The sequence below is a fragment of the Pseudomonas sp. F2 genome, assembly GCF_057174385.1.
In genome coordinates, this window is record NZ_CM169904.1 from 1,064,059 (window position 1) to 1,087,636 (window position 23,578).

Here is a 23,578-nt window from a genome sequence, read left to right on the forward strand (position 1 = left end):
TCCGGCAATCTCGACCGCCGTTGTAGGCCTATTCCTCCACTCTGTTTTTCAGGTTTCCAGCCTACAAATCCGCGCGCACCTTCCTACAAATGCACTCAGAACGCATACGGAATACTCACCTTCGCCCACAACATTTCCCCCTCCGGCCGGTTCTCCACGTCAAACTCCTTGGCCCAGCGAATCTCCGCGCTGGCGTATTTGAGGAAGGTGAAGTGCAACGCCGGGCCAATCGCGAAGACCTGGCCGCGCACGCCGTCGTCCACTTCCTGCCCGGCGAATTGCACGGTGTGGCCGTACTGTTTGTCGTCGGTGGTCTGCTTGAGGTAATAGCCGTTGATACCGAGCATCACATCGTCGGTGATCTTGTAACTGGCCGAATAATCGAAGTGGAAAATCTGTCCGGACTTGTAGTCGGTGTCCTTGTTCTTTTCGTTGAAGCTGTAGGTGGTCTTGAGTGACACCTCGGTCTTGTCGGTCGGCAGCCAGGTGAACGAGAACAGCGGCTTGTAGGTGTAGAAATTGTTGCTGGTATTGGCCAGCCGATCGACGCTGTATTCACCGGTGGGCACCGTGATTTCCAGGGCGGCGCCGAGGGTCAGGTGCTTGCCCATGTCCCACAGGATGATCGGTGCAATCGTGGTGTCGCCCATGCCTTCGCGGGTATCGCTGAGACCGAATACCGACACTTCCTGCTTCAACCAGGGCTGGGCGATGTAGCCGGCCAGGCGTCCACCGAACACGCGTACCGGGCTCAGGTAATCGATGCGCGGAATGACCGCCGTGGATTCGATGTCGACATTCGGCACCTTGCCGCCCAACGAGCTGATGTTGAGCTTGGTCGACTTGTAATGGTTGTAGTAAAGGTTGAACGCGACCATGTTCTCCGGAAGGCTGTCGACTTCCAGCGGCAGCATGAAGAACCCGTCGGTGCCGGGGCCGATGTTGTCGACGCCGGCTTCGGTGGCCAGGGCCGACAAGGACGCGGTGCAACCGAGCAAAGTCAGTGCCAGACGCAAGGGAAAAGTGGCGCGGTTCGGGCTCATGGCTGTCCTCATTATTATTGTGGTGGGACGTGGCGCCGGTACGCGAAACGTCCGGCACCATAGAAATAAGCGCTAGAGGCCCGACGGGGCAGGGTATTGGCGGACAGTTAGGGGGACTTCTGCGGACAGTCGGCCAACCCTGTGCTAACTTCCTTCGACATAACCGGTAACAAAAATAACAATCAAGCGTGATCCGGAATGTCAGTCCCCATGAACGTAAAAGTCCAAGACCCCACTTTCGAATTGGCGCTGGTCTCGCCGTTTCTCCTGCAAACCCTCGCCGAAGTCGTGCACAACAAAGGCATCGACCCCCAAAGCCTGTGCCGTGGCCTGGGCTTCACCCTCGATGATCTGCAGGATCCGGCGCAACGGATTTCCTATCGCCAGGCTGTGGCAATGATTCAGCGCGCGCTCAAAGTGTTGCCCAATCAGGGTTTGGGGTTGTGGGTCGGCGCGCAGAATGTGCTGGGTACGCTGGGGCTGCTCGGGCACGTGCTGTCGCTGTGCAAGACCTTGCGCGATGCCTTTGCCCTCGGCATCCGCCATCAGCACACCTCCGGCGGAATCGTGGTGTCCAGCGTCGATGTGGCGGGTGATCAGGTGCACCTCGACGCCGAGTGCCGCTTGCCGTTCGCCGAGGTTCAGGTGTTCGCCGTCGAAGAATTCTTTGCCAGCCTGCTGGTGTATGGCCGGGCCTTGGCCGGCAGTGAATTCAAGCCGATTGCCGTGGAGTTTGTGCATGCCGCACCGGATTACCTGAGCGAATACCACCGCTTGCTCGGGCCCGATGTGCGTTTCGGTTGTCTGCACAATCGTATGTTGATCGATGTTCAGTGGCTGGACGTCAACTTGCCCAATCATCATTCGCTGGCGCTGCGCCAGGCGGTTGCCTTGCTGGAGCTGGAAGCGGCGCAGGTGCACCAGAAACTCGATTTGATTCAGGCGGTGGAACGGGCGATTGCCCGGGACCTGAGCCGGGGCAGCCATATCGAAAAAATCGCCGGCGACCTGAACATGAGCAGCCGCACTTTGCGCCGGCGCCTCACCGAGCACGCACTGACCTTCGAAGCGCTGCTGGAACAGGTGCGGCAGGCGCGGACCCTGAGTCTGCTGGCCAATCCGGACATGCCGATTGAACGCATCACCGAAGAAGTCGGCTACAGCGACGTGCGCAGTTTTCGCCGGGCGTTCAAGCGCTGGACCGGGATGAGCCCGAGTGCGTGGCGGCAGGAGAGCATCGTAACTCTCTGAAGATCAAAAGATCGCAGCCTTCGGCAGCTCCTACAGGGATCGGTGTAGGAGCTGCCGAAGGCTGCGATCTTTTGACTTTCAGAGCCCCCACAAAATCTCCGGCTACAGGTAAACTCCCGCGCACTTTCCCAAGGAGTTCACATGAGTTACTACCAGCCGGGCATTCTCGCCACCCCCGTTCCTGCACAAGCGCGTCACCTGTTTTTCGCCCTGGCGTCGGTTGAAGCACTGCCGCAGGCGATCGACAACCTGCTGAGCCTGGTGGACGGCAAGTCGGCGGTGGTCGGTTTCGGTGAATCCCTGACCAAGGCGCTGAACGTACAGATTGACGGTCTGCGCAGCTTCCCGGCCATGACCGGCGTCGGCGTGGAAAACCCCTCGACCCAGCACGCGCTGTGGGTCTGGCTGCATGGTGACGACCGTGGCGAACTGCTCAACCGCTGCAACGCCGTCGAGGCCGCACTGGCCCCGGCGCTGCGCCTGGTCGACAGGCAGGAAGCCTTCCGCCACAAGGACGGCCATGACCTGACCGGCTACGAAGACGGCACCGAAAACCCGCACGACGAAGCCGCCATCGCTGCAGCCTTGTTGGGCGAGGGCGCAGAAGGGCTGGTCGGCGGCAGCTTCGCCGCGATCCAGCAGTGGCAGCACGACCTCAAGGGTTTTCATCAATTGTCCGGCGAAGACAAAGACAACATCATGGGCCGTCGCCTGAGCGACAACGAAGAGATCGACGATGCGCCAGTCTCTGCCCACGTCAAACGCACCGCCCAGGAAAGCTTCGCCCCCGAAGCCTTCGTCGTGCGCCGTTCGATGCCATGGATTGAAGGTGACCGGGCCGGTCTGATGTTCCTCGCCTTCGGGTTCTCGCTGGACGCCTTCGAGGCGCAACTGCGGCGCATGAGCGGTCTGGAAGACGGTATCGCTGATGGTCTGTACCGCATCAGCCGACCGATTACCGGCGGCTATTACTGGTGCCCGCCCATCAAGGACGGCCACCTCGATCTGCGCGCGCTGCGCCTGGGCTGAGGTTTTGCAAGCACGGAGGGTTTGACCATGGACGTGGTGCGTTGGGGCATGATCGGCTGCGGCAGCGTCGCCGAGCGCAAGAGCGGGCCGGCCTTCTACAAGGCCCCGGGTTCAGCGCTGGTGGCGGTGATGGGCCGGCGCCTCGAAGCGGTGAGCGATTACGCGGCGCGCCATGGCATCGCCCGGATCTACACCGATGTCGATGCGCTGATCAACGACCCCGAGGTGGACGCGGTGTACATCGCCACGCCACCCGACAGCCACCACGCCTACAGCCTGAAAGTCGCTGCCGCCGGCAAGCATTGCTGCGTCGAAAAACCGATGGCGCTCAACGCCGGGCAAAGCCGCGAGATGCAGCAGGCGTTTGCCGACGCCGGTCTGCACCTTTTCGTTTCCTACTACCGCCGTTCGCTGCCGCGTTTTGCTCAAGTGCGGCAATGGCTGGCGCAGGGCCGCATCGGTGAGGTACGACACCTGAGCTGGACGCTGACCAAAGCCCCCTCGGCGGCGGATCTGGGCGGCAGCGCCAATTGGCGAACCGACCCGAGCGTCGCTGGTGGCGGCTACTTTGCTGATCTGGCCAGCCATGGTTTTGACCTGTTTCAGTACCTGCTCGGCGACATCGTTGAAGTCGCCGGTTTCACCGCCCGGCAAGCCGGGTTGTATGCGGCGGAAGACGCGGTCAGTGCCAGTTGGCGCTTCGCCTCCGGAGCACTGGGCATGGGCTGTTGGAGTTTTGTCGCGGATCGGCGCGAGGACCGCGTGGAGATGATCGGCAGTCAGGGGCGCATCGCGTTCTCCGTGTTTGACGAACATCCGGTGCAGCTATTCGCCGATGAGCAGATCAGCCTGGAGATCCCGCATCACGAGCACATTCAGTGGCACCACGTGCTCGGCATGAATGCGCATATTCGGGGGGATTCGCAGCATCCGGCCGTCGCCGAGCAAGCCGTCAAGACCGACTGGGTGATGGACCAGATCCTCAAACGCTAAAGTCAAAAGATCGCAGCCTTCGGCAGCTCCTACAGGGGATCGCATTTTCAAACTGTAGGAGCTGTCGAAGGCTGCGATCTTTGCTTTTCAACAGCGCGTCTAAGGTTATGCCCAAACAATATTTCTCAAGCTTGTCATAACGTCTCTAAGATCACGTCATAACTCGTTATGACAAGTGATCCCGTGATGACCGATAACGTACTGTCCCTGGCAAGTGTCCCGCTGCACACGCAACTGCGCGACGTGCTGCGCGCCCGCATTCTTGACGGCGAATACCCGCAAGACAGCCAAATGCCCTCCGAAAGCGAGCTCGGCGCGCTGTTCAAAGTCAGCCGCATCACCGTGCGTCAGGCACTGGGCGATCTGCAGAAAGAAGGGCTGATCTTCAAGATCCACGGCAAAGGCACGTTCGTCGCCAAGCCGAAAACCTTCCAGAACGTCAGCAGCCTGCAAGGCCTCGCCGAGTCCATGACCGGGCGCGGTTACGAGGTGATCAACCGCCTGCGCAGCTTCAAATTCATTCCTGCCGACAAACGTGTGGCCGAGCGCCTGCAGGTCGCGGAAGGCGAGACTGTGGCGCAGATCAAACGCGTCCGCCTGATCAACCGCGAAGCGATTTCGCTGGAAATCACCTACCTGCCCAAAGCCATCGGCGAGCGCCTGGAGAAGGCGGATCTGGTGACGCGCGACATCTTCCTGATTCTGGAAAACGACTGCGGCATTGCCCTCGGCCACGCGGATCTGGCGATCGACGCGGTACTGGCCGACAGCGATTTGACCCAGGCGCTGAACGTCGAAGCCGGTTCGCCGATCATGCGCATTGAGCGCCTGACCCACGACGCCGACGGCCAGCCGCTGGACTTCGAACACCTTTACTACCGTGGCGATGCGTTCCAGTACCGCCTGCGGATCGACCGGCAAAAAGGGGAGCAGGCATGACGCGCAACACGTTGGAGCAGGAATACGACATCGTCGTGATCGGCGGCGGCACTGCCGGGCCGATGGCGGCGATCAAGGCCAAAGAAAAGAACCGTGATTTGCGCGTGTTGCTGGTGGACAAGGCCAACGTCAAGCGCAGCGGCGCGATCAGCATGGGCATGGACGGCCTGAACAACGCGATCATCCCCGGGCACTCGACGCCGGAGCAGTACACCAAGGAAATCACCATCGCCAACGACGGCATCGTCAATCAGGCCGCGGTGTACGCCTACGCCACTCACAGCTTTGAAACCATCGAACAGCTGGATCGCTGGGGGGTGAAGTTCGAGAAGGACGAGACCGGCGATTACGCGGTGAAAAAAGTCCACCACATGGGCGCCTACGTGCTGCCGATGCCGGAAGGGCACGACATCAAGAAAGTCCTTTACCGCCAGTTGAAACGGGCGCGGGTGAGCATCACCAATCGCCTCGTTTGCACCCGTTTGCTGACCGACGAGGAGGGCACGGTCAACGGCGTGATGGGTTTTGATTGCCGCAACGCCGACTTCCATGTGATCAAGGCCAAAGCGGTGATTCTCGCCTGTGGCGCGGCCGGTCGCCTGGGGCTGCCGTCCTCGGGTTACCTGATGGGCACCTACGAAAACCCGACCAATGCCGGCGACGGCTACGCCATGGCCTATCACGCCGGAGCCGAACTCGCGAACCTCGAGTGCTTCCAGATCAACCCGTTGATCAAGGACTACAACGGCCCGGCCTGCGCCTACGTCACCGGCCCGCTCGGCGGCTACACCGCCAACAACAAGGGCGAACGCTTCATTGAGTGCGACTACTGGAGCGGGCAGATGATGTGGGAGTTCCACCAGGAACTGGAAAGCGGCAACGGCCCGGTGTTTCTCAAACTCGATCACCTGGCCGAGGAAACCATCCAGAACATCGAAGAGATCCTGCACAGCAACGAACGCCCGAGTCGCGGCCAGTTTCACGCCAATCGCGGCACCGATTACCGCACGCAGATGGTCGAGATGCACATCTCCGAGATCGGCTTTTGCAGCGGCCATTCGGCGTCCGGGGTGTGGGTCAACGAGCGCGCCGAGACCTCGGTCAAAGGTTTGTACTCGGCCGGTGACATGGCCGCCGTGCCGCACAACTATATGCTCGGCGCGTTCACTTACGGCTGGTTCGCCGGGCAGAACGCGGCGGATTTCGTCGCCGGGCGCGAGTTCTCGACGCTGGATGCCGCGCAGATCGAAACAGAGAAAGCGCGGGTCTACGCGCCGCTGGATCGTGAACACGGTCTGCCTCCGGCGCAGGTCGAGTACAAGCTGCGACGCTTCGTCAACGACTACCTGCAACCGCCGAAAGTGACCAAAAAAATGCAGATCGGCTTGCAGCGCTTCAGCGACATCGAACGCGACCTTGGGCAGATGAAGGCCAACAACGCCCACGAATTGATGCGCGCCATGGAAACCAGCGTGATCCGCGACTGCGCCGAAATGGCCGCGCGCGCCTCGCTGTTCCGCGCCGAGAGTCGCTGGGGCCTGTACCACTACCGCGTCGATCATCCGCAGCGCAACGACAGCGAATGGTTCTGCCACTGCCACCTGAAGAAGGGTGACGACGGCCGGATGACCAGTTTCAAGAAACCCGTCGAGCCTTACATCATCGCGCTCGATGCCGAAGACATGCAGGCTTACGACCGCTTGCGAGTGGGCGCTTTTGCCGCTTGATGCATCACCAGAGAGAGTCCGAACCATGGCCTATCAAGCCCAGGAAATCTTCTTCCGCTCCAACGCCCCGGTCACCGTGGACGAGGACAAATGCATCGCCGACAAGGGCTGCACCGTGTGCGTCGACGTCTGTCCGATGGACCTGCTGGCGATCAACCCGGCCACACAAAAGGCCTACATGGCGTTCGATGAATGCTGGTACTGCATGCCCTGTGAAAAGGATTGCCCGACCGGTGCCGTAAAGGTCGACATCCCTTATTTACTGCGGTGACTGGGCTGACGCCATCGCTGGCAAGCCAGCTCCCACAAGGATTTGTAGTGGGACATGGATTTTGCGAACACCCGAGAAACCTGTGGGAGCTGGCTTGCCAGCGATGAGGCCCCCCTGGACAGCACAAAAGCCATCCGGCATACCCCGGACGCTGGAAAAACCGAAACCCCCTCGTTTCCCACCGCGCCCTGATCGCGGCGGAGACGAACATCCAATCAATGATTCGAGGGGAAACACACCATGTTGCGTGCAGCACTCGCCGGTCTGGTACTGGCTTCATTCACCCTGTCGGCCTCGGCCGAAACCATCCGCATTGCCATCGGCACCCAGGACACCACCATCAACTGCGCCGCTGGCGGGCTGTTGATTCGTGAACTCGGTCTGCTCGACAAATACCTGCCGCACGACGGCGCCTACAAAGACGCGAAGTACGATGTGCAGTGGAAAAACTTCACCAGCGGCGCGCCGCTGACCAACGAGATGGTCGCTGGCAAACTCGATTTCGGCGCCATGGCCGATTTCCCCGGCGCATTCAACGGGGTGGCGTTCGAAACCGCCGGCAAGCACAGCCTGTTCATCAGCGTGCTGTCGGGCAGCATCAAGGGCAGCGGCAACGGCATCGTGGTGCCGAGCGCGTCCGGGGTGCAGGCGCTGAGCGAGCTCAAGGGCAAGACCATTTCGGTGCCCTTTGCTTCAACCGCCCACGGCATGTTGCTGCGCGCGGTGGCGGAGCAGGGCTGGGACCCGCTCAAGGACGTGAACATCATCGCCCAGCCACCGGAAGTCGCCGGCTCCGCGTTGCAGGCCGGCAAGATCGACGCCCACGCCGACTTCGTGCCGTTCGCCGAACTGTTCCCCAGCCGTGGTTTCGCCCGCAAGATCTACGACGGCGCTCAGGCCAATGCGCCGACGTTCCACGGCGCGCTGGTCGATCAGGCTTACGCGAAAAAATACCCGGAAATCGTCGTCGCCTACCTGCGCGCAAGCATCGAGGCCAACCAGTTGCTGGCTGCTGAGCCTGAGAAGTACAGCGAGCTGATCGCCAAGGTCACCGGCGTCGATGCCGAGGTCAACTACCTGTTCCACGGCCCGCTGGGCGTGCAGACCCGCGACTTGAGCTGGAAGCCGGAATACCGCCAGGCCGTGGGGACGGCGATCGACACCTTGAAGCTGCTGAAGAAAGCCGATCGCGGCCTCGACCTCAACACCTTCATCGACGATCAGTACATCCGCGCCGCCTTCAAGGCGTCGAATCTGGACTACAGCGCGCAACTCGCCAAATACGCGCAGACGCCGTTGAAAGCCGTGGATGCAGCGACCGGCAAAGCCATCACCGACGTTAGCCACGTCGCCGAAATCTGGGTGCGCGGTGAAGACACGGTGCGCCAGTACGCCTCCGCCGAATCCGCTTTCACTGCGCTGGCCGCGTTGAAGCAGGAAGGCAAAAACATCCGCGCGGTGTATGCCCAGGCCAGTGACAGCGGGATCAAATTGCTCGCCGATCAGGCGTGGTTTGCCAGCGATGCCAAGGGGCGGTTGAGTGCGTTCCTGCTCAAGGGCCAGGCGCAGCACTATGCGGCGGCGCAGGGTGGCAAGGTTTTCGACTTTATCGATGCCACAACCCAGGCCGTAGCCAGCCGCTAACCCGAAGAACACCGCGCCTCTCTGTAGGAGCTGCCGAAGGCTGCGATCTTTTGATCTTGCTTTTTAAAATCAAAGTCAAAAGATCGCAGCCTTCGGCAGCTCCTACAGGGGATCTCGGTTGAGAGGAAGAATTGTGTACCGATCCTATTTACGCTGGATTCCAAGAACGGCGTCGTTGCTGCTCTGCCTGCTGTTCTGGCAACTCGCCGCCAGCCACCACTGGAATCTCGGTCTGGTCACTTTCGCCAACGTGCCCACCCCATTGGCGGTGATCGAAGCGGCGTTGGGCCTGGGCGATTCCGGCAAGCTGCTGCAGCACCTGAGCGCCAGTCTCAGCCGCGTGTTCGCCGGTTACCTCGCGGCACTTTTCATCGGCATCGCTCTGGGGCTGGCCATCGGCCGCTCGAAATGGGCTGAAGACTTGCTGCTGCCACCACTGGAAGTGCTGCGGCCGATCCCGGCGGTGGCGTGGATACCGTTGGCGATCCTGATGTTCCCGTCGTCGGAGCTGTCGATGGTGTTCATCACCTTTACCGGTGCGCTGTTCCCGATCCTGCTCAACACCGTGCACGGCGTTGAAGGCGTTGATCCACGGCTGATCGCCTCGGCGAAAAGCCTCGGGGCAGGGCGCCGGGCGATTCTGCTGGAAGTGGTCTTGCCCGGCGCCGCACCGAGCATCATCACCGGCCTGGCCATCGGCATGGGCACCTCGTGGTTCTGCCTGGTGACGGCAGAAATGATCTCCGGCCAGTTCGGTATCGGTTACTACACCTGGGAGTCCTACACCATCCAGAACTACGCCGACATCGTCGTCGGCATGCTGCTGATCGGTGTGCTGGGCATGGGCAGCAGCCTGTTGATCAAACGCTTGGGCGGGCTCTTCACGCCCTGGCACCGACCACGAGGAAAAGCCTGATGAGCGCGATGCAAACCCCGGAAGGGCGGATCGATATTCGCCAGTTGTCGATCGTGCTCGGCGAAGGCCAACAGGCTTTCGAAGCCGTGCAAGGTCTGGACTGCCAGATCGAACCGGGCCAGTTCGTGTGCATTCTCGGCCCGTCCGGTTGCGGCAAGTCGACCTTGCTCGGCGCACTCGCCGGACACTTGAGCGCCCATGCCGGCAGCCTCAAAGTCGACGGCGGCGAGGTCAGCGGGCCATCGCCGCAACGGGGCATGGTCTTTCAGCACCACACGCTGTTCCCGTGGCGCACGGTACGCGACAACGTGGCTTTCGGCCTGAAAATGCGCGGCCTCGGCAAAACCGAACGCCATCGCGCAGCCGATGAAATCCTCCAACTGGTGGGCCTTGAAGGCTTTGCCGAAAGCTGGCCGGATCAGCTGTCCGGCGGCATGCAGCAACGGGTGGAAATCGCCCGGGTGCTGGTCAACCGTCCACGGCTGTTGCTGATGGACGAGCCGTTCGGCGCGCTGGATGCCTTGACCCGCCTGAACATGCAGGAGCTGTTGCTGGACATCTGGACGAGGATTCGCACCACCGTGGTGTTCGTCACCCACGACATCGACGAGGCGTTGTTCCTCGCCGATCGACTGTTGGTGATGAGCGCACGTCCGGGGCGAATCATCGAAGACCTGCGCCTGGACTTCCCGCGTCCGCGTACCTCTGAGCTGGTCACCAGCACCGAATTCTCCCGCCTCAAGCGCCATTGTCTCGACCTGCTGCGCCACGACAACGACCGACCGCTGCCGCGCCTCAACCCGCTCGGTCTGCCGCCCGAAAACCCCTTGCCGCGATTTGCCTTATGACCTCATTTTTTGCTGTGACTGACAATGACGACATCCTCGCCCTGCAATCGCGTCTGACCGCTGACGATGCCGGTGTGCGGCGCATTGCCTTGATCGAGCTGGCAGATCTGGAAGAACCGGACGGCCTGCTGTGGCTGGTCGAAAGGCTGACCGATGATCCGGCTGAAGACGTCCGCGCCGAAGCCGCGCGGCTGCTGGAAGCGTGGGAAGACGAACCGGTGGTGGCTGCGCTGTGCCAGGCGCTGACCGATCCGTCTGCGGCAGTGCAGGCCGCCGCCGCACAAAGTCTGAGTCTGCTTAAATCTGAAGCCGCCGGCCGGGTGATTCTGCCGTGGACCGGGCATGCCGAGGTCAGTGTGCGGATCGCCGCGTTCCGCGCCTTGCGCGAACTGCGTTTCGCCGCTGCAGCGCCTGCTGCTGTCGCGGCACTTGATGATGCCGACGCCAGCGTGCGCCGCGAAGCCATCGGCGTGCTCGGCTGGCTCAAGCAGCTCGACGCACTGCCGGCATTGGCGCGACTGGCCAGCGCCGACCCGGACACCGAAGTGCGCCGCGCCGCCACCGGGGCTCTCGGTCTGGCGTCTGGCGCCGAGGTATTGCCGGCGCTGCGTCAGGCCTTGCACGATCACGCCTGGCAAGTGCGCGAAGAGGCGGCCACCACGTTGGGCAAGGTCGGCCACGGCGATGCTGGCCCGGCATTGATCGATGCCCTGAGCGATGACTACTGGCAAGTGCGCCTGCGCGCCACCCGCAGCCTCGGTCGCCTGCGTTTTGCGCCAGCGCTGGACGCCTTGATTGAGACCCTCGGCCATCGCATCAGTAACCTGCGCAAGGAAGCCGCGCTGGCCCTCGGTGAGTTGAATGATCGCGGTGCGGTGGCGGCGTTGCAGGCGGCGCAGGATGACGGTGATCCGGAAGTGCGCAAAGCGGTGCGGATTGCCTTGAGTCAGCTGCAATGAATCCGCTGTCGGTGGGCAACTCGCAAAGCGAACGGACACTGCGCCTGAGCTGGCCGGACGGCCGTGAATCGCTGTTCAACCATGCCGAACTGCGCCGCCGGTGCCCGTGCTCGCAGTGCCGCGCGTTTCGCCTGAAAGGTGTGACTCCGCAGGTCGATGAGCGTGTTCGCCTGATCGAAATCAACCCGCAGGGCTATGGTGTGCAACTGGTGTTCAGTGACGGCCATCAACGCGGAATTTACCCGTGGGACTATTTGGCACAACTCAGTTCTTGAGAACACTGCTTTCCCTGTGGGAGCTGGCTTGCCAGCGATGAGGCCGGCATATCAGGCATCTATGTGACTGACAGACCGCCATCGCTGGCAAGCCAGCTCCCACAGGGTTTTGTGCAATATCCGGATTATTGCGCAGCCGTCATGGCTGGCCGGCATCCGCGAAACACATCCAGCCCCGGCTGATACAACGCGGTCTTCACCTCGAACAAGCCCAGCACCGAATGGAACAGGTTGTCATGGCTCAGGTCCGGCTGCCCGGTCTTGCCTTGCAGGCAATCGCGATTAATCCCCAACTGCGCCAGCGTGTTGTTGCCAAACCACATCACCATCGGCACATGAGTCTGCGCCTCGGGCGCCAGCGCATACGGCGCCGCATGCAGGTACAGGCCGTTTTCGCCCAGGGATTCGCCGTGGTCGGAGACATACACCATCGAGGTGTCCAGTGAGTCCTGATTGCGTTTGAGCAACTCGATGACCTTGGCGAGGAAGTGGTCGGTGTAGAGGATGGTGTTGTCGTACACGTTCACCAGTTCATCGCGGCTGCAACTGCCCAGCTGGTTGGTGTGGCAGATCGGGGCGAAGCGCTCCATGCTTTTCGGGTAGCGCTCGTAGTATTCCGGGCCGTGGCTGCCGTCGGCGTGCAGGACGATGATCGCGTGGCCCTTGAGGCTGTCGATGTAGCCTTGCAGGTCGGCCAGCAGCGCTTCGTCCAGGCAGTTGTTGCCGTCGCAGAACGGCCCCGGCTGGTTCTTCGCGATGTCGCGGTGCGGTACGCGCAGACAGGTGCCCTTGCAGTCGCTGTTGTTGTCCAGCCACAGCACCTGCACGCCGGCCCGTTGCAGGATATCCAGCAGGCCTTCGTAGGTTTTGCCTTTCTTGTCGCTGTAATCCTCACGGGGGAACATCGAGAACATGCACGGCACCGACACCGCCGTGGACGTGCCGCAGGAATGCACCTGAGTGAAGTTGAGGATGTCCAGTTTGCTCAGCTCGGGATTGGTCTCGCGCGCATAGCCGTTCAGCGAAAAATGATCGGCGCGGGCGGTTTCGCCGACCACAAACACCATCAGCGACTTCTTCTCGCGACTGGCGGCTTTGGCGCTCATCACCGCGTCTTCTCCGATGGTCTGCACCACAAAGTGCTTTTTGATACCCAGACGCTGCTTGGTGTACTTGCTGATGGCGTAGATGTAGTTGGTCGGGTTGATGAAGTGGGTGAGCTTGTCTTCTTCACGGAAGATCGGCGCATAAGTCGAATAGAACGCGCCCACCGAGGCAGCGATCACCAGCACGCAGGCGGCAATCACCAGCAGCTTGTTGAGCAGGCCGCGAAAGAACGGTCGATAACTCACCGGCCAGCGCCAGATCAACGCCGCTGGCAGCACGCCGAGCAGCAACACATAAGCCAGCAGCTTGCCGTTGAACAGCGCGGCAGCCTCGGCGGGATTGGTTTCGAATACGTTCTGGATCATCACCGTATCGATGGTGATCCCGTATTCGTTCATGAAATACGCGGCGCAGGCCGAGAGCAGGGCGACCACGGTCAGTGCCGGTTTCAGCGTCCAGCGAAACGACACCAGGGTCAGTAGCAGGGTGATCGCCGCCCACAGGAACAGCCCGAACGAGGCGAAAAACGCCAGTTTGTGCGCGCCTTGCAAGGTGATCAGATTCCCCAGCGCCTTCCAGGTCGCCAGGTTGTACAGCGTCACCAGTGCCAGGGAAAACAGCAGCACCAGACGGGTGGAAGTGATGGACGGTAAACGCAGTCCTTTGCCCAAAGCCATTACAGACATTCCTCTAGCAGAATAGAAAACACGCGCGGTAACGCGCGTAACTGTAGAAGAACAATAGTAAAAAATTCGTAAACATCCTGTAACAAATAACCCCGTTCCCTGTAGGAGCAGCCGCAGGCTGCGATCTTTTGATCTTGCTTTTCAAAATCAAAAGATCGCAGCCTGCGGCAGCTCCTACACAAGGCGGGGAGTCAGAAGGATTTGCTCAGGCTGGCGACCACCGTCGCCGTGCACACATCCTTGAACCCCCAGTTGCTCAGACACTGGCTCTGCGACAGATCGGTATCGATGTAGCTCAGGCCCAATACCACGCCGGCCAGGTTGTGCGTCAGTTTGACCTCCCATTCGCGGTAGCTGTCCTCGCCATGCCCGGACGCCGAGTACAAATGCGGATCCTTGAAATCCATAGTGCCGTAACGCAGTTTCAAGCCAGAGTCGAACGGCAGTTCGGTTTCATAACCGACATAGCTGTAGAGCGAACTCTGCTTGCTGTCGATCCCCGGCGCATCGCTGGAGTAATACGCCGCCAGCTTCACTCCGTAGACGCCGAGAATCCCGTAAACCTCGCTCTGGTTGAACTGGCTTTCCTTGGGGTACGCGTACTTGATGTAGCCCAGATCGAGGCTGACATCCTCGGTGGCCTGCCACAGCCAGCCCGCGTAGTAGTCGACTTCCTGCCGGGTTTTCAGACCACCGCCGAAATCGACATTGGAACTCCAGGCCCCCACGTACAAACCGCTGCTGTGGGCCAGCGTCAGACCGGCCTGCACCGCCGGGTCATTCTGGGTTTGCGAGATACCGCGAGTGCGGTAGTCGCTGGCCAGCGTCAGGTCGACCAGCATGGCGAAATCGTCGCTCAAGGGAATTGCGTGGCTGCTCAGGGGCAGCAGGCTCAAGGAACTCAGGGCGAGCAAGGGCAAGGCTTTCATGTGAAGTCCCGGTGTTGTGATTATTTTTGGGCAGAAAGGGAAACCTGTAGGAGCTGCCGAAGGCTGCGATCTTTTGATCTTGATCTTGAAAAATCAAAAGATCGCAGCCTTCGGCAGCTCCTACACGGGGAACGAGTTGTTATGGGGTGGCGGTGTAGACCTGACGGCCAGCGAACCAGGTCTGCAGCACCCGGGTGTCATGCAGGGCCTTTTCGTCGACGCTGAACACGTCGCGATCGACCACGATGAAATCGGCCTGTTTGCCGGGCGTCAGTGAGCCGATCTGTTTGTCCAGGCCTATGGTCCGCGCCGCGTTGGCGGTATAGGCGTAAAACATGGTTTCGCGATCCAGACGCTCGTCGGCATTCAGCACGCCCATCGGCCCGACGCGGGTGATGGCCTGAGCCATGGCATTGAACGGATTGGGTGAGGACACCGGCCAGTCGCTGGCGCCGGCAATCGTCGCACCCTGTTTCAGCAGCGAATGCGCCGGGTATTGATAGCGGAAGGCGAGTGCGCTGACGTAAGGCTTGATCATATCGGTGGTGTAGTCGTCGGCGCTGGCCCACAGCAGTTGCATTGAAGCGATCACGTTCAGCGGCTTGAAGCGGGCGAACTCTTTTGGGTTGACCATCTGCAAGTGGGTGATCGAGTGCGTGATGCCGCTCTGCCGATCCTTGCGCGCGCGTTCGATACCGTTCAGCGACTCACGCACCGCGCGGTCGCCAATGGCGTGAATGTGCACCAGCCAGCCGCGTTGATCGATGGCGCTGACCAGTTCGCCGAAATGCGCTGGATCGATCAGCAGCTCGCCCTGTTTGTGCGAATTGCGGTACGGATCGATCATCGCCGCGCTCTGCGCCGGGTACTCGATCACGCCGTCAGCGAAGATCTTGATCCCGGGCAGGGTCAGATTGGGGATGCCCTGAAACTGTTGGCGCACTTTATCCAGCGTGTCGAGATCGGCCGGCAGGCTTTTCGGGTTGGCGACCAGCAACGCTGCGACGTGCACGCTCATGTCGCCGCTTGCCGACAGCGCTTTGTAGGCCGGCAGCACGCCGACGGTTTTCTCGGTGGGTTTGAGCGCGAACACGGCCTCGCCCGGTGCGGCGTTGGCGGCGGGGTCCATCCACGCGGTGATGCCGAGGCTGTTGTTGAAGCGCACGGCGGATTTGGCTGCGCTGAGCATATCGGCCGGGCTCGGCACCGGCATTTTGGCTGCGACCCGGTCCCAGCCAGCATCGACCAGAAAACCGTTGGGTTCACCGTTCGCCAGTGTGCCGATCGTGTCTTTTTCCGCAGCGGGCAGGGTTTTGAGCAATGCCGCGTCGATGCCGGCGCGCTTGAGCATCACGTTGTTGGCCCACGCGGTGTGGTGGTCACTGCCGGTGAACACCACCGGCACGTCGGCCCATTCACCCTGGTTGAAAGTCTTGCCCAGCGCTTCGGCCTGCGCCCAGTACGCTGAACTCATGCCGGCGATGCTCAGCACGTCGCCGTGTTTCGCCTTGCCGTCATCACGCCAGGCGCGCAGACGCTTTTGCAATTCATCGAGGGCGACGACTTCGTCCTCCATGTTGGCCGAGACCATTTCCAGACCGCCGAAAATCGCGTGGGAATGGCTGTCGATCAAGCCTGGCATCAGGGTCTTGCCGCCGAGGTCGATCACCTGCGTTCCGGGTTCGATCAGCGCCTTGATCTGCGCATTGGTGCCGACTTTCAGCACTTTGCCGTTCTCCACGGCCAGCGGCTGAACCTTTGGCTGTGCACGGTCGGCGGTGAAAATCTTGCCGTTGACCAGCACCAGATCGGTGGCGGCCATGGCTTCCATCGAGGCAAAACTTATAGCGCTCACCAGCAGGCTCGGGATGAATCTTTTCATTGAAGATTTCCTTGTTATTGCGTCTGATGGCCAGATTAGTGGCTGACACTGGCCAACAGAACGCCTTCCTCACGAAAAACGTTTTTGCCTGAATGGAAAAAGCATGGACAAGTTGGGTGCACTGAAAATGTTCGTGGTCACCGCGCAACTCGGCAGTTTCAGTCGCGCGGCCGAGCAACTGGGCAAGACCCCGTCGGCCCTGACCAAAGCGGTCAATCACCTGGAGGCGGAACTCGGTGCGCGACTGTTCGAGCGCAGCACGCGGCGGATCCTGCTGACCGAAATCGGCCGGGTCTACCTGGAAACCGCACGGCTGGTGTTGCAGCGGCTGGAGGAGGCCGGCGAAGAGATCGAGCAATTGCAGCACGGTCTGCGCGGCAATCTGAAAATCACCGCGCCACTGGCTTATGGGCGGGCGTTTCTTGATCAGGTGTGCGACGGTTTCTTGCAGCAATACCCGCAGATCAGCCTGCAAGTGGATCTGTGCGACGCGTTCGTCAATCTGCTGGAAAGCGGCTATGACCTGGCCTTGCGCGAGGGCCATGACGACCTGCCGGGGCTGATTGCGCGGGTGGTCGGCAGCAATCGTCTGGCCTTGTGCGGCAGCCCGGAGTATCTGGCGCGCAAGGGCTTGCCGGTGAATCCGCAAACCCTTGAGCAGCATGAATGGCTGTTGTATCAGCACCCGTTGCTCAGTCGCGAGTTCTGGTGGGCCGAGCGCGACGGCCAGCGTCTGAGCCTGCCACAGCCGACGGCGCCGCGGTTGCGCAGTGACAATTACGACCTGCTGCTGGCCGGCGCCCTGGCCGGACGCGGTTTGCTGCACACACCGCTGTGGAGCGCCGCGCCGTACATCGCCGACGGGCGTCTGGTACGGGTCATGGCTGACTACGAAATCGACCCGGACAGCTTCGGCCCGCACATTCTCGCGGTGTACCCGAGCCATCGGCGGGCCACGGCCAAGGTCGTGGCGTTCATCGATTACATTGCCGCCTTCCTCGCCGAACGCGGCCTCAACTGAAGCCCCGTTCCCCTGTAGGAGCTGCCGCAGGCTGCGATTTTTAAAAAAGATCAAAAGATCGCAGCCTTCCGCAGCTCCTACAGGTTCCCGAGTCGTCTTCTTTGTAGGAGCTGACGAGTGAAACGAGGCTGCGATCTTTTGATTTTTGTGAATGATCAATCCAGGCCGACTGGCGGTGCTTGTCAGTAAAATCCCACAGGAGTACAAATGTACTCCATGACAAACCTGACTCCCCGCCGTACCGCCATCCTGACCTTTATCCGCGAACGCATCGCCGAACACGGTCAGCCCCCAAGCCTCGCTGAAATCAGCGAGGCTTTTGGTTTTGCCTCGCGCAGCGTGGCGCGCAAGCATGTGCTGGCGCTCACCGAAGCCGGGTTTATCGAGGTCAACCCGCACCAGGCCCGGGGCATTCGCCTGCTTGGGCAAGCGCCGCGCCCGGAGCTGCTGGATATTCCGGTGCTCGGCCGGGTCGCTGCCGGCGCACCGATCGGTGCCGATGCCGACATCCATAACCGCTTGATGCTTGATCCCGCGCTGTTCTCCCGTGCGCCCGACTACATGTTGCGGGTGCAGGGCGACTCGATGATCGAGGACGGCATTCTCGACGGTGATCTGGTGGGAGTGAAGCGCAATCCCGAGGCGCTCAACGGCCAGATCGTGGTGGCGCGACTCGACGGTGAGGTGACGATCAAACGCTTCGAACGTGTCGGCACTACAGTGCGCCTGCTACCGCGCAACCCGGCGTACCAGCCGATTGTCGTGCGCGACGATCAGGACCTGGCCATCGAAGGGGTGTTCTGCGGTCTGGTGAGGCAAGGCTGATGGGCGCCGTCGTTGCACTCGATACGCTGTTCAATGGTGGCCAGGTCTGGAAGGGCCGGCCTGCGCCACCGGCGGCCAGCCCGCAACCCACCGGGCATTCAGCCCTCGATGCGGCGTTGCCCAGCGGCGGCTGGCCGGAAGCGGCGCTGAGCGAAATCCTCCTGGCCGGGCCCGGGGTTGGCGAGCTGCAACTGGTGTGGCCGACGCTGGCGCGGCTGTCGGCGGCGGGCGAGCGCATCGTGCTGGTGGCGCCACCGTTCGTACCGTACCCGCAGGCGTGGGCGAACGCCGGGGTCGATCTGCGTCAGTTGTCGGTAATCCAGGCCAGCGAACGCGATGCCTTGTGGGCGGCGGAACAATGCCTGCGTTCGGGCAGTTGCGGCGCGGTACTGTGCTGGCCGCACAAGGCCGATGACCGCGCGTTGCGGCGCTTGCAGGTGGCGGCGGAAACCGGCCAGACCCTGGCGTTTGCCTGGCGCCCGCTGAGCGAGGCGGTCAACCCGTCGCCGGCCGCGCTACGGATTGCCATCGATGCCAGACCGGCCCAGTTGCGCGTGCTCAAATGCCGGGGCGGACTGGCGCGCACGGCGCCGATTGCGTTTGTCGTGGGGCACTGAGGTCGTCATGCGCTGGGTGTGTATTCTGTTCCCGCAATTGGCCCTCGACGCGGTGTTGCGTCAGCGTGCCGATCCTGCTGAGCCGTTGGTGCTGCTCAGCGGCCCGGCCCAGCGCCGGGTGCTGCAAGCGGTCAATCCGGCGGCGCGCCAGCTCGGGCTGCGTGCCGGCCAGTCGATGACCGCCGCACAAGCCTTGTGCAAAGGCTTTGCCACGGCCGATTACGACCTTGCCGAGGTCGAGCACTGGCAGCAATTTCTCGCGGCATGGGCTTATCGGTTCAGCGCCCAGGTCAGCGTGCATTACCCGCGTACCGTGGTGTTCGAGATCGAATCCAGTCTGGGCCTGTTCGGTTCCTGGACGCAGTTCGAAGCACGGCTGCGCGAGGAGTTGACCGAGCTGGGTTTCCGCCATCGCATCGTCGCGGCACCGAATCCGGTGGCGGCGCGGGTGCTGGCCAACGCCTACGACGGTCTCGTCGTACCGGACGGTGAAGCCCTGCAACATCACCTCGGGCAGTTGCCCGTCGACCGCGTCGGGCTGGAGCCGCAAGTCGCCACGGCGCTGACGCGCATGGGCCTGCGCCACCTGAGCCAGCTGCAGAGCCTGCCACGTCAGGCCCTGGCCCGGCGTTTCGAAGCGTCGATGCTCAAACACCTCGACACCTTGTTTGGCGCGCGGCCGCTGGCCCTGGCGTTCTACCTGCCGCCGGATCGTTTCGATGTGCGCATCGAACTCAATTTCGATGTGCAGTCGCATCAGGCGCTGCTGTTCCCGTTACGCCGCTTGACCGCTGACCTGTCGGCGTTCCTCTGCGGACGTGACAGCGGCGTGCAGCGTTTCGACCTGCATCTGGAGCACGCCGGGCTGCCGGACACGCTGATCAAGGTCGGCCTGCTCAGCGCCGAGCGCGATCCGGCGATGCTCTTTGAACTGGCCCGCGGGCGACTGGAGCAAGTCCAGGTCGAGGCCCCGGTGCGCGGTTTTCGCCTGCGTGCCGAAGACCTGCCGAGTTTTGTGCCGCAGTTTCAGGAACTGTTCGATGACCGTCCGCAACAGACCTTGCCCTGGGAACAGTTGCGCGAACGCCTGCGCGCACGGCTCGGCGATGACGCGGTGCAGGGTTTGCGCTTTCAGGCCGACCACCGCCCCGAATGTGCCTGGCAGAACGGCGTCGACAAGCAGCGTTGCAGTGGTTTGCCGAGTGTGCAGCGTCCGGGCTGGTTGCTCGGCGAACCGCAAAGCGTGCCCGAAGGTTCGGCGCGAATCCTCATGGGGCCGGAGCGCATCGAATCCGGCTGGTGGGACGGTGACGACGTGCGCCGCGATTACTACCTGATCCAGAACCGCGCCGGTCAGCAGGGCTGGGCCTATCGAGCCGTGGGTGAGGGCGGGCCGTTGTGGCTGCAGGGCTGGTTTGCATGAGCGATGGTTATGCCGAGCTGCATTGCCTGTCGAACTTCAGTTTCCAGCGCGGTGCCTCCAGCGCCCTTGAGCTGTTCCAGCGGGCAAAAAAACACGGTTATCAGGCGCTGGCCATCACCGACGAGTGCACGCTGGCCGGGATCGTCCGCGCCTGGCAAGCGGCGAAATCAGTGGAACTGCCGCTGGTCATCGGCAGCGAAGTGCGCATCGACAACGGCCCGAAACTGCTGCTGTTGGTAGAGAATCTGGCGGGCTATCAGACCTTGTGCGGCTTGATTACCCAGGCTCGGCGGCGCACGCAGAAGGGCCAGTACCAGGTGCTGCGTGAGGATTTCAGCGAGCCGCTGCCGGGACTGTTCATCGTGTGGGTGCCGGACAGCGTCGATGACGTGCAAGAGGGGCGCTGGCTGAAACAGACGTTCGGCGCGCGCCTGTATCTGGCGGTGCAGTTGCATCGCGGGCAAGACGATCAGCGCCGGCTGGCGGCGCTGCTGAGTCTGGCCGAGCAACTGCAGATTGCCGCCGTGGCCAGCGGTGATGTGCACATGCACGCCCGTGGCCGGCGCGCTTTGCAGGACACCATGACTGCGATCCGCCATCACGTCCCGGTGGCCGAGGCCGGGTTGCGCCTGCATCCCAACGGCGAGCGCCATCTGCGCAGCCTCGAGGTGTTGCGCGAGCTGTATCCGCAAGCGTTGCTCGACGCCTCGGTGCAACTGGCGCGGCGCTGCACCTTCGATCTTGGCGAGTTGCGCTATGAGTATCCGAGAGAGCTGGTGCCAGAGGGACACACCGGTAGTTCCTGGTTACGGCAACTGACCGAAGAAGGCATTGCCTGGCGCTGGCCGCAAGGACCACAGGCCAAAGTGCTCAAGCAAATTGATGACGAGCTGAAACTGATCGCCGAACTCGGCTACGAAAGCTACTTCCTCACCGTGCACGACGTGGTGCGCTTTGCCCGCGAGCAAAGGATTCTCTGTCAGGGCCGCGGTTCGGCGGCCAACTCGGCGGTGTGTTTTGCCTTGGGCATCACCGAGATCGACCCGGATCGCACCACGCTGCTGTTCGAACGCTTCATGTCCAAGGAGCGCAACGAGCCGCCGGACATTGATGTGGATTTCGAGCACGAACGCCGCGAAGAAGTCCTGCAATACGTGTTTCGCCGATATGGTCGCCAGCGGGCAGCGCTGACGGCGGTGGTCAGTACCTACCACGCCGCCGGTGCGGTGCGCGATGTAGCCAAGGCCTTGGGCTTGCCGCCGGATCAGATCAATGCGTTGGCCGATTGCTGCGGTCACTGGAGCGATGAAACACCGCCGCTGGCACGCTTGCTCGAAGGCGGCTTCGATCCCGACAGCCCGGTACTGCGCCGGGTGCTGAGCCTGACCGGGCAACTGATCGGCTTCCCCCGGCACCTGTCGCAGCACCCCGGCGGTTTCGTGATTTCCGAACAGCCACTGGACACCCTGGTGCCGGTGGAAAACGCGGCCATGGCCGAGCGCACGATCATTCAGTGGGACAAGGACGACCTCGACGCGGTCGGCCTGCTCAAGGTCGATATACTCGCCCTCGGCATGCTCAGTGCGATCCGTCGCTGCTTCGACTTGCTGCGTCGGCATCGGCATCTGGATCTGAGCCTGGCGACAATTCCCGCAGAAGACAAACCGACCTACGAGATGATCAGCCGCGCCGACACCATCGGCGTGTTCCAGATCGAATCGCGGGCGCAGATGTCGATGCTGCCGCGCCTGAAGCCGGCGAAGTTCTACGACCTGGTGATTGAGGTCGCCATCGTCCGCCCGGGGCCGATTCAGGGCGGGATGGTTCATCCGTACCTGCGTCGCCGGAACAAGGAAGAGCCGGAAACCTATCCCTCGCCGGAGCTGGAAGTGGTGCTCAAGCGCACCCTCGGCGTGCCGCTGTTTCAGGAACAGGTGATGCAGATCGCCATCGTCGCCGCCGACTACAGCCCCGGTGAGGCCGATCAGTTACGTCGCTCGATGGCCGCGTGGAAGCGCCACGGCGGGCTGGAGCCGCACAAGGAGCGTCTGGCTGCCGGGATGAAGAAAAACGGCTACAGCCCGGAGTTCGCCGCGCAGATCTTCGAGCAGATCAAGGGGTTCGGCAGTTACGGGTTTCCCGAATCCCACGCCGCCAGTTTCGCCTTGCTGACCTACGCCAGTTGCTGGCTCAAGTGCCATGAACCGGCGGCGTTCGCCTGTGCGCTGATCAACAGTTGGCCGATGGGTTTCTACAGCCCGGATCAGATCCTTCAGGACGCACGCCGCCATCAATTGCAGATCCGTCCGGTGGACGTGCGCGCCAGTGACTGGGATTGCAGCCTGGAACCGATCAGCGGCGCGCAACCGGCGATCCGCATGGGCCTGCGGATGATCAAGGGCTTTCGCGAGGACGATGCGCGGCGCATTGAGGCGGCGCGGGCGCGGGGAGCGTTTGCCGATGTCGCCGACCTGGGCGAACGGGCCGCGCTCGACAGTCGGACCCAGGCGTTGCTCGCCGATGCCGGGGCGTTGCGCGGGATGGCCGGGCATCGGCATCGCGCGCGCTGGGAAGTGGCCGGGGTGCAGAAACAGCTGGGTCTGTTTGCCGGCTTGCCGAGCCAGGAAGAGCCCGATGTGCTGCTGCCCAAACCGAGTGTCGGCGAGGACTTGCAGGCCGATTACGCGACGCTTGGCACCACCCTGGGGCCGCATCCGTTGGCGTTGCTGCGTGGCGAACTCAAGGCCCGGCGTTGCCGCAGTTCACAGGAGTTGCTGGACGTGGAACACGGTCGGCCAGTGAGCATCGCCGGGCTGGTCACCGGGCGTCAGCGACCGGGCACTGCCAGCGGCGTTACCTTCGTCACCCTCGAAGACGAGTTCGGCAACGTCAACGTGGTGGTCTGGCGCGATCTGGCCGAGCGTCAGCGTCAGGTGCTGGTCGGCTCGCAACTGCTCAAGGTTGACGGCCGCTGGGAGCGTGAGGGCGAAGTGCGGCACCTGATCGCCGGGCGGCTGAGCGATCTGAGTCCGCTGCTCGACGGCATCCGCGTACAGAGCCGCGACTTCCATTAACACCGATCCCCTGTAGGAGCTGCCGCAGGCTGCGATCCTTTGACGTTGATTTTTAAAAACAAGATCAACAGATCGCAGCCTGCGGCAGCTCCTACAGAGGGGGATTTGTGGTGTTCAGA

The 23,578-nt window shown here is 62.2% G+C and carries 20 protein-coding genes; 16 read left to right on the forward strand and 4 right to left on the reverse strand.

The genetic code is table 11. The annotated features are described in order from the left end of the window. Positions 1–95: 95 nt before the first annotated feature. Positions 96–1,043, reverse strand: a complete 948-nt coding sequence (locus AC193Q_RS04655; RefSeq protein WP_121185105.1) for a SphA family protein — start codon at positions 1,041–1,043, stop codon at positions 96–98. A gap of 210 nt (positions 1,044–1,253) precedes the next feature. On the opposite strand from AC193Q_RS04655, the gene AC193Q_RS04660 reads away from it, so the two are divergent. The 11 genes from AC193Q_RS04660 to AC193Q_RS04710 all read left to right on the forward strand — a co-directional run bounded on the left by AC193Q_RS04660 (position 1,254) and on the right by AC193Q_RS04710 (position 11,895). Beyond that, positions 1,254–2,294: an AraC family transcriptional regulator gene (locus AC193Q_RS04660; protein ID WP_095666761.1), complete on the forward strand. Its 1,041-nt coding sequence runs from the start codon at positions 1,254–1,256 to the stop codon at positions 2,292–2,294. A 141-nt stretch (positions 2,295–2,435) separates the two neighbouring features. Then, the gene (locus AC193Q_RS04665; protein ID WP_095666760.1) at positions 2,436–3,323 is read left to right on the forward strand and encodes a Dyp-type peroxidase; all 888 of its coding nucleotides are present in this window, start codon (positions 2,436–2,438) and stop codon (positions 3,321–3,323) included. A gap of 27 nt (positions 3,324–3,350) precedes the next feature. After that, the gene (locus AC193Q_RS04670; protein WP_047293973.1) at positions 3,351–4,316 is read left to right on the forward strand and encodes a Gfo/Idh/MocA family protein; all 966 of its coding nucleotides are present in this window, start codon (positions 3,351–3,353) and stop codon (positions 4,314–4,316) included. A 186-nt stretch (positions 4,317–4,502) separates the two neighbouring features. After that, positions 4,503–5,255: a GntR family transcriptional regulator gene (locus AC193Q_RS04675; protein ID WP_483879221.1), complete on the forward strand. Its 753-nt coding sequence runs from the start codon at positions 4,503–4,505 to the stop codon at positions 5,253–5,255. Beyond that, positions 5,252–6,982 (forward strand): fumarate reductase/succinate dehydrogenase flavoprotein subunit, encoded by a 1,731-nt coding sequence (locus AC193Q_RS04680; protein WP_483879222.1) that lies wholly within the window; start codon positions 5,252–5,254, stop codon positions 6,980–6,982. Before AC193Q_RS04675 ends, AC193Q_RS04680 begins: the two co-directional genes overlap by 4 nt. A gap of 25 nt (positions 6,983–7,007) precedes the next feature. Then, entirely contained in the window at positions 7,008–7,253 is a 246-nt protein-coding gene (locus AC193Q_RS04685; RefSeq protein WP_042559450.1) for a 4Fe-4S dicluster domain-containing protein, read from the forward strand. A 240-nt stretch (positions 7,254–7,493) separates the two neighbouring features. Beyond that, positions 7,494–8,897: an ABC transporter substrate-binding protein gene (locus AC193Q_RS04690; protein WP_483879223.1), complete on the forward strand. Its 1,404-nt coding sequence runs from the start codon at positions 7,494–7,496 to the stop codon at positions 8,895–8,897. A 133-nt stretch (positions 8,898–9,030) separates the two neighbouring features. After that, on the forward strand, positions 9,031–9,813 hold the full coding sequence (locus tag AC193Q_RS04695) for an ABC transporter permease (RefSeq protein WP_121185115.1): 783 nt from the start codon (positions 9,031–9,033) through the stop codon (positions 9,811–9,813). Next, positions 9,813–10,661, forward strand: coding sequence for an ABC transporter ATP-binding protein (locus AC193Q_RS04700; protein ID WP_121185117.1), 849 nt, complete (start codon positions 9,813–9,815; stop codon positions 10,659–10,661). Before AC193Q_RS04695 ends, AC193Q_RS04700 begins: the two co-directional genes overlap by 1 nt. Further along, positions 10,658–11,620 (forward strand): HEAT repeat domain-containing protein, encoded by a 963-nt coding sequence (locus AC193Q_RS04705; protein ID WP_121185119.1) that lies wholly within the window; start codon positions 10,658–10,660, stop codon positions 11,618–11,620. The genes AC193Q_RS04700 and AC193Q_RS04705 overlap by 4 nt, the downstream gene beginning before the upstream one ends. Further along, positions 11,617–11,895 (forward strand): DUF971 domain-containing protein, encoded by a 279-nt coding sequence (locus AC193Q_RS04710; protein WP_121185121.1) that lies wholly within the window; start codon positions 11,617–11,619, stop codon positions 11,893–11,895. The genes AC193Q_RS04705 and AC193Q_RS04710 overlap by 4 nt, the downstream gene beginning before the upstream one ends. A 125-nt stretch (positions 11,896–12,020) precedes the next feature. Here the strand turns inward: AC193Q_RS04710 and AC193Q_RS04715 are convergent, their stop codons facing one another. The 3 genes from AC193Q_RS04715 to AC193Q_RS04725 form a co-directional block, all read right to left on the reverse strand. Further along, positions 12,021–13,679 carry a phosphoethanolamine--lipid A transferase gene (locus tag AC193Q_RS04715; protein WP_121185123.1) on the reverse strand — a complete coding sequence of 553 codons (1,659 nt, stop codon included), beginning with the start codon at positions 13,677–13,679 and terminating at the stop codon, positions 12,021–12,023. 200 nt (positions 13,680–13,879) lie between these two features. Beyond that, complete coding sequence (locus tag AC193Q_RS04720; protein WP_121185125.1) at positions 13,880–14,617, reverse strand: TorF family putative porin; 738 nt, start codon at positions 14,615–14,617, stop codon at positions 13,880–13,882. Between the two features lie 139 nt (positions 14,618–14,756). Beyond that, on the reverse strand, positions 14,757–16,499 hold the full coding sequence (locus AC193Q_RS04725) for an amidohydrolase (RefSeq protein WP_483879224.1): 1,743 nt from the start codon (positions 16,497–16,499) through the stop codon (positions 14,757–14,759). A gap of 103 nt (positions 16,500–16,602) precedes the next feature. Here AC193Q_RS04725 and AC193Q_RS04730 point away from each other — a divergent pair, with 103 nt between their 5' ends. From AC193Q_RS04730 to AC193Q_RS04750, 5 genes are all read left to right on the forward strand, one after another. After that, positions 16,603–17,520 (forward strand): LysR family transcriptional regulator, encoded by a 918-nt coding sequence (locus AC193Q_RS04730; protein WP_121185129.1) that lies wholly within the window; start codon positions 16,603–16,605, stop codon positions 17,518–17,520. Positions 17,521–17,727: 207 nt separating this feature from the next. After that, the gene (gene lexA / locus AC193Q_RS04735) at positions 17,728–18,345 is read left to right on the forward strand and encodes a transcriptional repressor LexA (protein WP_239777416.1); all 618 of its coding nucleotides are present in this window, start codon (positions 17,728–17,730) and stop codon (positions 18,343–18,345) included. Next, on the forward strand, positions 18,345–18,962 hold the full coding sequence (imuA, locus tag AC193Q_RS04740) for a translesion DNA synthesis-associated protein ImuA (RefSeq protein WP_483879225.1): 618 nt from the start codon (positions 18,345–18,347) through the stop codon (positions 18,960–18,962). The genes lexA and imuA overlap by 1 nt, the downstream gene beginning before the upstream one ends. Before the next feature lie 7 nt (positions 18,963–18,969). Continuing rightward, positions 18,970–20,385: a Y-family DNA polymerase gene (locus AC193Q_RS04745; RefSeq protein WP_483879226.1), complete on the forward strand. Its 1,416-nt coding sequence runs from the start codon at positions 18,970–18,972 to the stop codon at positions 20,383–20,385. Then, complete coding sequence (locus AC193Q_RS04750; RefSeq protein WP_047294012.1) at positions 20,382–23,459, forward strand: error-prone DNA polymerase; 3,078 nt, start codon at positions 20,382–20,384, stop codon at positions 23,457–23,459. The genes AC193Q_RS04745 and AC193Q_RS04750 overlap by 4 nt, the downstream gene beginning before the upstream one ends. Positions 23,460–23,578 lie beyond the last annotated feature (119 nt).

Coding starts and splice junctions, on each gene's coding strand:
- AC193Q_RS04655 (WP_121185105.1), bottom strand. CDS start 1,043: ATGAGCCCGAACCGCGCCACTTTTCCCTTGCGTCTGGCACTGACTTTG.
- AC193Q_RS04660 (WP_095666761.1), top strand. CDS start 1,254: ATGAACGTAAAAGTCCAAGACCCCACTTTCGAATTGGCGCTGGTCTCG.
- AC193Q_RS04665 (WP_095666760.1), top strand. CDS start 2,436: ATGAGTTACTACCAGCCGGGCATTCTCGCCACCCCCGTTCCTGCACAA.
- AC193Q_RS04670 (WP_047293973.1), top strand. CDS start 3,351: ATGGACGTGGTGCGTTGGGGCATGATCGGCTGCGGCAGCGTCGCCGAG.
- AC193Q_RS04675 (WP_483879221.1), top strand. CDS start 4,503: ATGACCGATAACGTACTGTCCCTGGCAAGTGTCCCGCTGCACACGCAA.
- AC193Q_RS04680 (WP_483879222.1), top strand. CDS start 5,252: ATGACGCGCAACACGTTGGAGCAGGAATACGACATCGTCGTGATCGGC.
- AC193Q_RS04685 (WP_042559450.1), top strand. CDS start 7,008: ATGGCCTATCAAGCCCAGGAAATCTTCTTCCGCTCCAACGCCCCGGTC.
- AC193Q_RS04690 (WP_483879223.1), top strand. CDS start 7,494: ATGTTGCGTGCAGCACTCGCCGGTCTGGTACTGGCTTCATTCACCCTG.
- AC193Q_RS04700 (WP_121185117.1), top strand. CDS start 9,813: ATGAGCGCGATGCAAACCCCGGAAGGGCGGATCGATATTCGCCAGTTG.
- AC193Q_RS04705 (WP_121185119.1), top strand. CDS start 10,658: ATGACCTCATTTTTTGCTGTGACTGACAATGACGACATCCTCGCCCTG.
- AC193Q_RS04710 (WP_121185121.1), top strand. CDS start 11,617: ATGAATCCGCTGTCGGTGGGCAACTCGCAAAGCGAACGGACACTGCGC.
- AC193Q_RS04715 (WP_121185123.1), bottom strand. CDS start 13,679: ATGGCTTTGGGCAAAGGACTGCGTTTACCGTCCATCACTTCCACCCGT.
- AC193Q_RS04720 (WP_121185125.1), bottom strand. CDS start 14,617: ATGAAAGCCTTGCCCTTGCTCGCCCTGAGTTCCTTGAGCCTGCTGCCC.
- AC193Q_RS04725 (WP_483879224.1), bottom strand. CDS start 16,499: ATGAAAAGATTCATCCCGAGCCTGCTGGTGAGCGCTATAAGTTTTGCC.
- AC193Q_RS04730 (WP_121185129.1), top strand. CDS start 16,603: ATGGACAAGTTGGGTGCACTGAAAATGTTCGTGGTCACCGCGCAACTC.
- lexA (WP_239777416.1), top strand. CDS start 17,728: ATGTACTCCATGACAAACCTGACTCCCCGCCGTACCGCCATCCTGACC.
- imuA (WP_483879225.1), top strand. CDS start 18,345: ATGGGCGCCGTCGTTGCACTCGATACGCTGTTCAATGGTGGCCAGGTC.
- AC193Q_RS04745 (WP_483879226.1), top strand. CDS start 18,970: ATGCGCTGGGTGTGTATTCTGTTCCCGCAATTGGCCCTCGACGCGGTG.
- AC193Q_RS04750 (WP_047294012.1), top strand. CDS start 20,382: ATGAGCGATGGTTATGCCGAGCTGCATTGCCTGTCGAACTTCAGTTTC.